This window comes from Blastopirellula sp. J2-11, from assembly GCF_024584705.1.
GTDB lineage: Bacteria > Planctomycetota > Planctomycetia > Pirellulales > Pirellulaceae > Blastopirellula.
The window spans coordinates 6,000,850-6,014,197 of record NZ_CP097384.1; the positions used below are offsets into that span (position 1 = coordinate 6,000,850).

Annotated in this window: 6 protein-coding genes; 3 read left to right on the forward strand and 3 right to left on the reverse strand. The window is 57.2% G+C overall.

Features of this window, described 5'->3' with window-relative positions; genetic code table 11:
• The first annotated feature begins 5 nt into the window (after nt 1-5).
• Together ribD and M4951_RS23865 are read left to right on the forward strand one after the other, a co-directional pair.
• Nucleotides 6-1,127 (forward strand): bifunctional diaminohydroxyphosphoribosylaminopyrimidine deaminase/5-amino-6-(5-phosphoribosylamino)uracil reductase RibD, encoded by a 1,122-nt coding sequence (gene ribD / locus M4951_RS23860; RefSeq protein ID WP_262024101.1) that lies wholly within the window; start codon nt 6-8, stop codon nt 1,125-1,127.
• An 82-nt stretch (nt 1,128-1,209) separates the two neighbouring features.
• Nucleotides 1,210-2,199 (forward strand): glycosyltransferase, encoded by a 990-nt coding sequence (locus M4951_RS23865; RefSeq protein ID WP_262024102.1) that lies wholly within the window; start codon nt 1,210-1,212, stop codon nt 2,197-2,199.
• 147 nt (nt 2,200-2,346) lie between these two features.
• On the opposite strand, the gene M4951_RS23870 is transcribed toward M4951_RS23865, so the two are convergent.
• The 3 genes from M4951_RS23870 to M4951_RS23880 all read right to left on the reverse strand — a co-directional run bounded on the left by M4951_RS23870 (nt 2,347) and on the right by M4951_RS23880 (nt 11,574).
• Complete coding sequence (locus M4951_RS23870; RefSeq protein ID WP_262024103.1) at nt 2,347-7,353, reverse strand: PVC-type heme-binding CxxCH protein; 5,007 nt, start codon at nt 7,351-7,353, stop codon at nt 2,347-2,349.
• 281 nt (nt 7,354-7,634) lie between these two features.
• A complete protein-coding gene (locus M4951_RS23875) occupies nt 7,635-9,317 on the reverse strand; it encodes a hypothetical protein (RefSeq protein WP_262024104.1) in 1,683 nt (560 codons plus the stop codon).
• Nucleotides 9,318-9,798: 481 nt separating this feature from the next.
• Nucleotides 9,799-11,574, reverse strand: a complete 1,776-nt coding sequence (locus M4951_RS23880; protein WP_262024105.1) for a cytochrome c peroxidase — start codon at nt 11,572-11,574, stop codon at nt 9,799-9,801.
• A gap of 379 nt (nt 11,575-11,953) precedes the next feature.
• Here M4951_RS23880 and M4951_RS23885 point away from each other — a divergent pair, with 379 nt between their 5' ends.
• Complete coding sequence (locus M4951_RS23885; protein WP_262024106.1) at nt 11,954-13,159, forward strand: toxin-antitoxin system YwqK family antitoxin; 1,206 nt, start codon at nt 11,954-11,956, stop codon at nt 13,157-13,159.
• Nucleotides 13,160-13,348 lie beyond the last annotated feature (189 nt).

The window sequence follows — 13,348 nt, forward strand, 5'->3', positions numbered from 1 at the left end:
GCAAAATGCAATTTTCCGCAGATGACGAGCGACACATGCGCGAGGCCCTGCAATTGGCCTCGCTCGGGCAAGGCGCCGCCGAACCCAATCCGATGGTCGGTTGCGTTCTCGTTCAGCAAGATCAGGTCATCGGCCGCGGCTATCACGCCAAGTATGGCGGTCCGCATGCCGAGCGCGCCGCGCTGGCCAATTGCGGCGACAAGCCGGTCAGCGGCGCCACCGCCTATGTGACGCTGGAGCCTTGCTGCCATCACGGCAAGACTCCCCCCTGCACCGACGCGCTGATCGCGGCGAAAGTCGCACGCGTGGTGATCGCGCATCAAGACCCGTTTGGCCTGGTCGATGGCGGCGGAATCGACCAACTGACGGCCGCCGGCATATCGGTCCAGGTTGGCTTGCTGGAAGCAGAAGCGCAGCGGCTGAACGCTCCCTATCGCAAATTGCTCGCGACTGGTCGCCCCTGGGTGATCGCCAAATGGGCGATGACGCTGGATGGCAAACTAGCGACGCATGCCGGACATAGCCGCTGGATCTCGAACGAACTGGCTCGGGAGCGCGTTCATCAATTGCGTGGCCGGATGGACGCGATTGTGGTTGGTAGTCGAACGGCGCAGTTGGACGATCCGCTGTTGACGGTTCGGCCGACCGGTTTGCGAACTCCGCTCCGCGTCGTGGTAGATGGGGACGCAACGCTTTCGCTGACGAATCAGTTGGTGCAGACCGCCCAGGAGGTTCCAGTGCTGGTCGCCGTGAAAACAGACGCCGATCCGGCGCGGTGCGCCGCACTGCAGCAAGCTGGCTGCGAAGTTTTGGCCTGTGCCGGCACGGACCATGGTCAGCGGTTGGACGCACTGCTGGCGGAACTAGGACAACGGCGGCTGACGAACCTGCTGGTCGAAGGAGGGGCCGGCCTGCTCGGGCAATTCTTGGCGCTCGGGCAAATCGACGAAGTATTCGCGTTTATCGCCCCCAAGCTGATCGGCGGCAGTTTGGCGCCCAGCCCGATCGGCGGCGACGGTTGGTCGGACATGCGTGAAGCGCTGGCCTTGAGCGACGTTTCGATCGAAACGCTCGGTGACAATGTGCTGATGCACGGGCTGGTCGGGAATAATTTCACGAAACGATAACGGACTGGTCCCAGCGAAGCGACCCGTATCTGAGTAAGATTCGAGGTTTCCCCGTGAAACTTTTCTGGTCGACGGCGCTCCCTTGAAAGTCTCCATCGGCATCATTGTGCGAAACGAAGCTGGCGCGATTGGTGCCCTGCTGGAGAGTGTTGCGCTGCTCGAATTCTCGGACTCCTGGGAGCTGATCATCGTCGATGGTCATTCGACCGATGGGACGCAAGCCGTCGTCACGCAGTTCCAGCAGGCACATCCCGAATTGTCGATTCGTCTGATCGAAGAACGCGGCGTCGGCAGTCATGGCAACGCGCGGAACAATGTCATCGACGTTGCGCTCGGCGAGTTCATTGCGTTCACCGACGCCGATTGCGTGGTCGCCAACAATTGGTTGGCTGCCCAGGTCGGGACGCTTCAGGCAGAGCGAGCCGCCGACGCGGCGGTTGTCGCCGTGGGGGGAATTCGGTCGCCGATTGAGTCAAGCGATTGGAAAGAGCGAACGCTCAACGCTTTGCTGGCGACGACGCTTGGCTCTGGGGGAAGCGCCGGGTTCGTCACGCAGGCCAATCGCTTTGTCGACAGTGTCGGCAACTACAACGCGATCTATGTGGGCGACGTGTTACGCGAACAACGTTATTTGCCGCTTCGATTTGGTGAAGACTTTGAGTTGAATCGTCGTCTGAATCAGCTGGGTTACAAGATCGTATTGTCGTCGAGTCCGGTGGTGCGACATCGCCAAGAGGGAAGCTTTGCGGCGTTTGCCCAGCAACTCTATTCGTACGGTCGAGGGCAAGCGAACGTCTATCGCAAAACAGGGCATGTTCGCTGGTTTGCTCCGGCTGTCAGTTTGTTCTGGATGGGAGTCTTGCTGGGTTGGTTGGCGGCGCTGGTCTGGTCGCCGCTGATCTTTTGCTATATCAGCGTGATCGCGATCTACTTACTCGCCGTATGCGTTAGCACGGCGCAAGTTTGCCGCGCAACGCGTGACATGCGTTCGCTGATAACACTCGCAGTTTACCCACTGGCCCACTTTACTTACGGCGTCGGTTTCTTGCGTGGGATTCTTGTCCAACGCTAAGGTCCAGGGAAGGCAGGATCCATACTGCAAAACCATCACAATGGCCCATCAGCGCCAGTCTGGAAGGCGCTGGAGCCTATTTATCTTCGTAGCCCGCTAATTTTTTCTAATGCGCAGCGGGCCAGCGTTCCCTCGCATTACAGAGCGTTAGTTCTTCTTTTTCAGCGTTTCCAGGTAAGCGGTCACGTCGACCAATTCCTGTACGGTCATCAGTTTTTGCAGGTCGTTCGGCATCAAGGAAATCGACAGTTTTTTCATCTCTTCAACTTCATCTTGCGAGAACGTGCGAACCAGTCCTTCCTGATTCTTGATCGTGATCGCTTCGTCGGTTTCGCTGACCAGCAGCCCGGTGATCGCCGTGCCGTTTTCCAACAAGACCGCAAAGTTCTCAAAGTTGTGACTGATGCCGGCGCTGGGATACAAGATCGATTCGAACGTCGCTTCGCGGCTTAGTTTCGATCCGATCTCGCTCAGGTTCGGTCCGACCTCTTTTCCCTGATTGTTGACGATATGGCACTTGGAACAGGTCGCCTCGCCGGCGAACAGCTTTTGGCCGTTGACGGCGTCGCCACGCATCTTGACCAGTTCGGCCAGCGGCGGCAGCGGCTGATTGTCCTTGCTCGGCGGCGCCGGGAAGATCGCCGTCGCTTGATCGCGAACCTCTTGCCAAGTGGAAGCGGTCAAGGGAGCCGCGGCCGCTTGCATCAGCGCCGGATCAAGCTTGCCAGACTTGGCCAGCGCCACCAGCTTGTTCGCGCTGCCGCGATTGGCGGCGAGCGCTTTCACCGCGATGCGACGAAGGCTGAGATCCATGGACGGATCGTCGACCAGCTTCTGCATGATGCCCATCGCAGGGCCGGCGGCCGAGTTGCCGACCGCTTCGGCCGTGGCGATCGCCTTCTTGAGATCTTTGTCATGAATCGCGCTGACAACCATGTCGCGTTGGTTCTTGTTCAGCAGCACCTTCATCGCGGCGACTCCGATCTCTTCGCCTGGTTGCTGCTGGGCGATCGCCAACAGATCGACGTAACGATCACTTACGTTGAACTTGTCGATCAACTGGACAAAGACCGGTGAGCCAGACAGTTCTTCGAGCGCTGATTTCAGCGCGGTCGCGTATTGCGGGTTTTTCGTGACGTCAAATCCATCGAGCCGGCTGATCGCTTCACTGAGGATCAGCGATTTCGCTTTGGCGTCGGTTCCGGCGCCAGAGAAAGCCAGATCGGCTAGGATCTGGCTTTTGGCGTCACTCTTGGCTTGGAAGTCGAACGCACGGAAGTAATGCGGCAGCATTTCATACGGCGTCGAGTTTTCGCGGATGATCGCTGACAGCAAACTGGAGGTAGGTTCAGCGCGACTGCGCCAGACAATATCGCGACCCGCTGGCGTATCCAGCTTGCCGCTGACCTGGCTCTTGTAGGCTTCCAGACAAGCATCCCAATTTAAATCGGCGCCGATGCCGAGCGCTTCCAGGCACCAACGATCTTGTCCGTCATGCTGCACGGCAAGTTGCGCCCACAGCTTGGCTGCTTCGGGGCTATCGGCCCAACGCAAGGAGATCGCCGCTTCGCGACGAACTTGCGGCGAAGGGTCGTTCACCAACTTGGCGACCAGTGGCTCGATCGGCAGCTTTAGCTGCTTGGCCAATCGCAAACCAGTGATCCGGATGTTGGAGTCCTTATCCGCCAACGCTTGAGCGACGTAGTGCTGGCCGCGTCCCTGGATCTTGCCAAGCAGCCAGAGCGCTCGAGCGCGAATGCGCGGGTTGGCGTTGGTTTCAAACATCTTGCGCAGGCCTGCTTCCGCTTTCGCTCCTTGATTGTGGAGCGAAGTCCAGGCCATGTAGCGGACCGAAAGATTGGGGTTTTCCAGCGCCGCGAGTGCGCCGTCGATCGTGTCGAAATCGTACTTCGGCGCGTGGTAACCTTCTCCCTGGGGAGCGATGCGGAACAAGCGGCCCCGATCGAGATCGCGCTGCCCGTGACCGCCGACGCCTGGGTCGTACCAGTCCGAGACAAAGAGAGAGCCGTCGGGCGCAACGCAAACGTCGGCCGGACGGAACCAGTTGTCCCGTGCACCAAACAGGATGTCGACGATCTCGCCTTGGTAGCCGGCGCCGTCGTCTTGGGCCGGATATGCCCGCACGATGTTTGGTCCGGCGTCGCAGTGGATCACCTGGTCCCAAAAGACTTTCGGCAGCAAGCGACCTTCGTAAACGCAGATGCCGGTCGGCGAGCCGGCGCCGGTTTGCAAAAAGTTCGGCACGACGCCGGGATCATTCAAATGCCAGTGACGCAGCGGAATCTCGTCGCTCATTCCGGTGCGCGGCGTCCGCCAACTCGAACCGTTCATCTGATCCTTATAGCCGTAGTTCCCTTGCTCCATCACATAGTTGATGCGAACGCCGCGGTTGCCGTCGTCGTCGTTGTCGCTTTGCCAGAGCGTGCCGAATGAGTCGACAGACACTTCGTAGTTATTACGAAAGTTATGGGCGAGCACTTCAAACTCACTGCCATCCAGATTGCAGCGGAACGGCATGCCGCCGAAGAAAGGCTGGCCGTTGTCGACCACTTCGCGGCCATGGATATCGACAACCGGCTGGCCATCTTTATCAAAGACCTGCTTACCGGTGTTGCCAACGTTCCAGTAAAGCTTGCCGTCGGGGCCGAACAGGAACGAGTGAGCCGAGTGGTCGTGCTGCGGCTGTCCGGTTTTGGTGAAGAGCAGTTCTTTTTGATCGGGCTTGTCGTCGCCATCGGTGTCGGTGAAGACGATGATGTTGGGCGCCGCCGAAACGATCACCTTGTTGCCGAGGACGCAGATTCCCATCGCCGAGTCGACGTCTCGACCTTGATAGTAGACTTTGGATTTTTCGCAAACGCCATCCCCATCTTCATCTTCAAGGATCAAGATGCGATCCCCCTCGGGACGAGAGTCGTTGTTGCGGCGATAGTTCATCACGTCGCAAACCCAGACACGGCCGCGATGGTCGACATCCAAGTTGGTCAAGCTTTTCAAAGTGGGCTCTGATGCGGCGAGCGTCGCTTCCAGGCCGTCATAAACGTCAAGCCCTTGAATCGCGTCTTCCGGCTCGCGAGTCGTTCCTCCGTCGGAGATGACGTTCAGCGCTTTGGCGGAAGGTTTCGTCGTATAGACCGAGAAGCTGACGCTCGAGACTTTGCCTCCCTGTTGATCGCTGCCGCCGTTATCGAGAGCGCCTTTGGCTTGGAAGCGGGTGTAACCTTCCGGAAGATCGTAAGCGATGATTGAATTCGCGTGCGTGCCGATTCCATTTTCGACCGGCTGACCGTTGACACGCATGGGGCTGCCGTCGACGTTACGATTGCGATTGACCGAACGCCACTGCGAAGTGGCCGACTTCCACTCGAGTTCGGTCAGCTTCTTTTCGCCCGCGGGGCCAATCAGTCGCGGCTCAACCCAATCGGCCCAGTCGCAGGAGAAACCATCGCCGCCGTCTGTCACGACCAGATAGAGCTGTTTCGCGCCGGTGATATCGACATCAATATTGACTGAGTGACCAGGAGTGCGCGTGGTCACGACTTTGCTTTGGTATTTGGCTTTGTCCGCAGTTTCGTCAGCTTTCGCCGTTTCGACCTGAGCCTTATTTATCTTTTTTTTTGCGGCGTTGGGATTGGGCCCGATCAATCCTTCCAGGTCGTCCTGGGTGAGCGATTTCGACTCGACGCCGGTGGCGGGGACTTCTTCGCCCGAGACCCAGACGATTGCGTTGAGGACGACCTTGCGGAAGTCGTCGTTGCCCCAGTTGCTGTGAAAGTGGCCGCCGGTGAAGCCAAAGCCGCGGCCGCCGTCAGGCCGCTGGGCCGCCCAGGCGACATGCTGCGGTTGGCCGATCATCGCGCGGACGTGAGGATTGCCGCTGTGGGGACCATCGGGACGATCCAGCGTTGACTTGGGCGGAACGGCCGACAAGATCGGCGTGACGCCGTCCATGTCGTTGCGAAACCGCATGTTGTAGTACCACTCGTCATTGATCGAGAACGGCTTCACGCCGTTGGCGATCGGGTGATCGGGGAAAGTTTTGAAGTCGGCGGTCCAGTGCGGATTGACGCTCCAATCGGTTTCAAAGTAACCGCCGATCCAGTCAAGGAACTTTGCGCCCGGTTCTCCCTTCGGAACTTCGACTCCGTAGTGGAGGCAAGCCAGGCCGACGCCATCTTTCATCAACTTATCGAACTCGGCCAGGTGCGCGTTCAGCAGGTGTCTGCCGCCGCCGTCGCAAAAGACGACGACCGCATCGGCGTTATCAAACGCGGTCGGATCTTCCGGCCAGCCGCCGGGGTAGATCGCACCTTGAAAGCCGGGGACATTTTCGGTCAGCGCCAACATCAGCAAGCGGCTGCCGCCGGTATGTTCGTGTTGTCCCCAGCCATGGCTGGGCATGCCCGGCACGAAGACGACTTTCTTCTTGCCATTTTCCAGCTTGGTTCGTTTCAGCTCGATCTCTTTGAACTGCACGATCATCGGCGGGCCGGCGTGCAATTGCAAAGCGAGGATGCCGCTTTCGCGATTGTCCTTTTTCCCTTCGTCGATAACTTCTGAGGTCTTCACGCCGTTGATGTAATGCGTGAGATGATTCCCCTTGGCGACGATGTGGTACTCGTTCCAATCTTCTTTGTTGATCTTGGCTTGAATGTCGGCCGACTCGGCGAACCGCTCGTTCTTGTTCCCTTTATTGTCGTCATAGATGGTCGCTTTGACGCCGCGATTGGCGATGATGCCGCGGCCGCGTTCTTCGTAATTGATGCCGCTGTAAGTGTCTTTGCTGTCGATATCGGCCTGGTACCCTTTCACGACGAAGTCGCCGAGGTCGGTCGAGCGATATTGAATGCCAGAGTTGCCGCCGATTATCTTGTATTTCAGCTTCAGCTCAAAGTCGTCGACTTTCCCTTGGTCCCAGATCAGGAAGGTGTTTCCCTTGGTCGGGTTTTCTGCTGTGGTTTGTCCGGTGATCGCGCCATCTTGGACGCTCCAGAACTGCTCTTTTCCACGCCAACCGTTGAGCGTTTTGCCGTCGAAGATCGATTTGAAGCCTTCTTCAGCGTGAGCAATCGAAAGAAACATGGGGGTCGCGAAGATCGCAGCGAGTAGAAGAAGACCAGGCAATTTCTTCATGGGGTCTTTCTCGTAGAGTTGGAAGGAATAGACGGAAGGCTTTGGCGCGAGGGGGTGAGCAGCGCCAAAATTGCGGCAAGTCGGAAGGAATCGCCGCTTTAGGGTGCAAATTCAAGTCTAGCCTAAACCGAATCCGATGACCAGAAACCGCACGAAAGACAGAGCTTTTTCGTCTCTCCCGCTATTTTTTGAGGATCATTTTCCCTTGCGCGCAAAGAAAAGGGACGCCGCAATGCGACGCCCCTCAAAACGGATGGATGGGAAGGTATTGCTCCGCGGCGTTAGTTGCCGAACAGGTTGATGCCTCCGCTGCTATCTCCGGCAAGTACCGGAATTCCGTCGGTCGAGTAGAGGTCCCACTTATTGTCGTTGGGACTGACCGCAACCTGGAACGTTCCGCCATCCAGAACTTTACGTTCCTCTCCCTTGCCGTCGCCGCGATCAAAGCGAACTTCGAGCGGGTAAGCGCTGTTGTGGGTCTTCACGCTGTAAGGCCCAACAACCGCAGGGACATTGTTGACGACATAGTGGAATTCATTGGGATTCCCCGAGTTGTCGATTTCGACATCATATTTTTTGGCGAAGAGCGCCCATCCATTGTCGCTGGGGGTGAACTCATAGGTTCCGCGGGTCAGCGTGTATTTCGCTTCGCCATAGGAATCACCGCGATCATAGAGAATGATCCATTTTCCTTCGCCGAGCGTTTGGATATGGCCCGATTGCATCGAGTAGTCATATTTGCCGTTGATGACGTACGAGATCTCGGCGCCATTCTCCGACGCGTTTCGCAGCACAACTCCGCTGGTCGGAATCGTCGCGTCTGATTCGGGGACCGGCAACGATTGGGCGACCGGCAATCCCATCGCCTCGGCCAATGAAGATGTGCCGACATTCAAGCTTCCCAGGCCGCCGGTGCCGACCATCATTGTGCCGTTGCCGAGATTGATGACCGTCCCGTCCGGTAGATTGGGATTGTGAATCACGGTGACCGTGCCGCCGCCGAGTCCGCCCATGCCGGCGTTGGGAATCGCGCTGCCGAGCAGGTCTTGGACTTCGGCCGTTTGATTCATGTCGTCCAAGTGGGCGAGCAGATCATCGCGCTGCGGACCAGGCGGAAACACGTTTTTCACTTTATCGGCGAACTGATCAATGTCTCTTTCACGCAGTTTGCCATTCTGGTTCCTGTCTCGTAAGTCATTTACGTCATTTTGTAGATTGATTTTATTCGCCAAATCGACCGCTTCTCCGGCATGATTGGGGTCGGCGTTGGCGGTATAAAGAATCTGCACCGTGGCGGAATCCCCTCGCTTTTTTGCGTCTAGGATCTGTTGCTGGACGGCGGGATCGATGTTGGCGTTATTCATTTGCGTGATCAAGTCCGTGTCATTGGGCGGAAGTTGATCTTTCAAGTCTTCCTCAAGGTTATCGATTTCTTCCTCTTGCTGTTCTTGCAGCTTCTCGTTGGCGCGGTCGATATCATGGTTGGAGAGGGCCAAGAATGCTTCGCCGTTCATGACATTATTCCGCTTCGCGGCCACCTTTTTCACCGGCGCGATGTTCTTTTTGGGCGCCACATTCTTGGGAACTACTGGCGCAACTTGCGTCGGAGCTGGCGTTGGGTAGTAGTTTCGCGGAGGGTAAGTTGATTGGCGAGGCGGCTGATAATAGTCGCGTCTGTCGTAGCGATTATTGTTGTTATTGTTCTGCCTCATCCCCTCGACGCCCAAATCAAAGATGCCTTTGACAATGGCTCCTCCAATATCGGAGTTATTGTTACTCGATGGGTGATGCCCATGCGATTGCCCATAGCCCCGGGGAGAACTGCCGGAATTGCCCCAAAGATTGCCGCTGCTTGGTGAAGGGCTGAAAAAGGTGCCAAGCTTCTTCTGTGCCAACAGCGGCGAAGCAGAGAAGAGGGTCGCCGTAACGAAAGCACTGACCGCAATGAACTTGTAAGATCGCATCGTCATCCTCCTTGCCTTGGGTAGACAGATACACGCCGAAAGGGAAACGTCGCTAACATCTGCAGCCGTCAATCTATGCCTCCCCTTTTGGGGAGTCAATTAGCTGTGGTTAGAATAAAATCCCTTGCGCGCGAATAAGTAGGGCGGTAGGGAATTTGGGAAGACGGAATGCAAATCGTCATATTAGCTGGCGTTAGAGAGTGGAGGCGTTAACGCATCTCTTCTCGCCGCTTCAATCGATTCCAGCTCTTCGTAAAAAAGCCTGCCGGGAACTGCCGCAATAGGTTAATCGCAGAAGCGTGATCTAGCGGGACAAAGATTCTGAAATTTCGCTTCAAGAAACGCCGGTTCGCCCCGTTCAACCGGTGATAAGCCGGGGGCTATTTCTGGGAACGCCTGTTTGTGGAGATCGAAGAGGTGCCGGCGATTTGTTGGTTAACGGCCAATCGACACATGGAATGAGAAGCGTCGCTTGGCCTGCTTACAGCGTCTTTAAATACTCCACCAAGTCTCGCGTTTCCTGATCGGTCAGCTTTTCGCCGGCGACGTTTTCAGGAGCGTGATACTCGGTCAGCACATCCTCCAGCGTGCGGGCTCGACCATGATGCAGCAGGCGAACCTTGGAGTAGACCCCCAATAGCGACGGCGTGTTGTAGCCGTCAAAACGATCGCGCCGGTGTCCGGTGCCGACATCATGCATTTGGCCGTCCGTCATGCTCTCGCCAGCGTGGCAACTGCTGCAGGCCGCTTTGTCGCTGAAGAAGATTGCTTTGCCGCGGGCGACGGCCGGCGAAGCGGACGAATCACGCGCATGCGGATTGGAGGGCGGTTTCAATTGATTGAAGTAGGCGATCAACGCGTCGATCTCATGCTCTTCCAATCGCTTCCCTTGCATCGTTTCGGTAAAGGACGTCTGCATGGCGCTGCGCAGATCTTGCTGCCAACCATGCCAGGTCCAAGGCTGCGTCTGACTAACGTTCCATAAGACCGGCGCCGTCTTGTAGGTGCCGACCGTGCGGTCATTGCGGGTATCGAAAATCTCCGCGTTGCTGCCGCCGTCATAGTGACAACTGTGACAGCTATACCAACGGTCGAAGCTTTTGTCTCCATCATAAAAGAGCGCTTCTCCTTGGCGAGCCAAGGTCATTTCGACCGGAGAACCGAGCGGAATCGTCCGCTTGATGGTGCGCGTCGCCAGATCGATCTCTTGGACGGCGTCTAACAGATAGTTCGCAACGTAGACGCTTTCGCCGTCGGGCGTAATCTCCAGTCCCATCGGGCGTCCGCCGATCGGAATGCGGGCGAAGCGGGCCGAATCATCGAGTAGTTCTTGATCGATATGTTCCGTCGAACCGATCGTGTACATCTTCAAATCGGTCAGATGCAGCACTAGCAGTTCGTGCGTGCCGCTCGCCGAGATCACCACCTGCGACTCGTCTGGGGTGAGATCGAGTCCAAATGCGTCAGCGACGGCGTTCCCTTCGGTATCAAGCGAGAGAACCTCGTCCAGCACATCTTCGGTCAGGTCGACGCGACCGAGTCGATTTCCCAGCACCCAGCCGCGGCGGATATTGGAGGGGGACGGGATGTTCTCTCCGTAGTGGAGCCACGGAAAGTAGACCTGCTTGCCGTCGGCCGACGTTTTCATGTGACCGATGTTCAAGCCTTTGATGCGGGTTGCGTACAGGACCGAGTTGCCGACGGTTTCCATGACGGCGATGGTTCCGTCGCCGGAGAGACCGACCGCGAGTCGCGAATCATCAGGACTGAGCGTTAGATAACGAGGAAGCGGCCCGGGATAGGAATGCTCGATCAGGCGATTTTGCACCAGGTCGACCACGCCGACCGCATGTCCGCTGGGAAGCGCTACAAAGGCCCGGGTTCCGTCCTTCCGCACGGCGACGCCGTGGGGGTCGAAGCCGACATCAATATCAGCGATTTTCGTGAGCTTACCGGCGTCAATCTGCACTTTGACCAGCAGCCCGTCATCGGCGGCGCTGACCAGCGCGGTCTGCCCATCTGCGCATAGCACGACATAGCTAGGACGAGCGCCAACCGGGATTTCATCCAGAACGCGGCCTGTCGACAGGTCGACTAGCGATAGCGTTCCTGAGGTCTGATTGGCGGCTAGCAACCACTTGGCCTGGGGGCCAATCGCAACATCAACTGGTGAACGGTAGGAGTCCATCGCTTGAGCGCTAGCAGGATGGCTCGCCAGCAAAACCAGCAACGTGCAGAAACCCGATAAACGAACCATGGGCAAATCACAGAGGGGAAACAGGCGGGACTAACAGCTCTATCGTAACAGCTTGCCAGGGTCGACGCATGCGCTGATTTTGCGACCCCCTTTTGGGTCGGGTCTTTGGGTAGTTTAAGCAAGGCGTTAGCGGTCAGGGGAAGGCTTGCGCATTTGCCGCTAATTCGGCAGAAACCGAAGGAGCTAGAAATTCCTACCGATCGTGTCGAAACAGTAATCAGGACGAATCTTGATGGGGCGGTCAAGGAAGTTGACTGGAATCAAGAGACGGGCGCCAGGGGGAACGTCTCGTCCGCAAACGTCGGCCCGCAGCGAGCCGACACTGCGAAGTGACGATTGATAGACCCTTCTGGAACGATCTAATGCAAAGGAGTGCGAAATGCGACGACACATGACCGCGACTGCTTGGGCCCTGTTGGGCTGCGTCGCGCTATGCTCGCCAGCGATTGCTGCGATGGGCGACGTCGAACTCATTCAAGAGCGTTATCCCAACGCCTCGATCAAGATCGAACGTGAAGTGACGCAGGACGACGAAGGGAATTACGTCAATCACGGCTACTGGAAGCATCTGGACGAAAGCGGCACGATGCTTGCCGAAGGCCAATACCAACATAACCGTCGCGATGGCGTCTGGTCTCGCTGGTACCGCGGCAGCGAATCGAACATGTTTCGTTCGGCGCCGTTCAATCAATTCAAGCCTCCCTTCGTGTCGACCGCTTCTTTCAAAGAGGGCGAGTTGCACGGCGTTTGGGGAATTCATGACGCCAATCAGCGCATCATCATGGAGATCAGCTTCGTCGATGGCGAGCGCCATGGACCGGCGAATTTCTACAACGTGGACGGCTCGAAGCTGCAGGAAGCGAACTATGTGAATGGTTTGCTGGACGGCGAAGTGCAGGAGTACGCTCGCGGCGCCAAATCGCCCAGTCGCTCGATCTATATCAAGGGGCGTAAGTTGGCTGCGAAAGTCGATCAAGAAAAGGGGGGGCGCAAGAAGAGCGAAGGGGTTTACCTGCACGCTCCGCTGGTCGCCAAAAGCAAGGACAACTGGTGGGATGCGCAACTGGCCGACTTCGAGCCGCAAGGCAAAGACGAACGCCATGGCAAGTGGATCACGTATTACTCCAACGGCCAGATTCAGGTCGAAGGGGAATATGAGTTCGACGTGCCGGTTGGCAAATTCATCTGGTGGTACGCCAACGGTCAAAAAGCGATTCAAGGATCGTATATTTCCGGCAAAGAAGATGGACGCTGGTTGTGGTGGCACGAAAACGGCCTGAAAAAGACGGACGGCGCCTTCAAAGGCGGCGTGCAAATTGGTCGCTGGATGAGCTGGAACCCCGATGGGCGTGTCGCCAGCTCACAAGACTACCCCAGCAATTTCGACGAAGGTCTGTCGAGCATTGACGAACCCCCGATGATCGTCATCACGGACGAAGAAGGGGAGCCGATGGAAGAGCAGAAAGAACTAGCCAACGGCGAGCCAGCCGAAGTTCAACTGGAAGCGAAGGATTTGGACGAACCGTCGTTGCTTCATCCGCAGGAAGCTTCGTTGCCGATCTTGAACCCATTGCCTCGGCGATAGGTCACCGATCCAGCGGCGACACGACGTTTACGCAAGCCTTTGAATCAACAATCCCTCGTTCGCACGCCATGGCGATCGAGGGATTTTGTTGCGCGCTAGGTGAAGAAAAGTCTGGCAATCGCCGCTGTGCGGACCATCCGCATCACACACAATTTTTGTGGGCGCTATGCAGCGCGAAAGCTTGGTCTC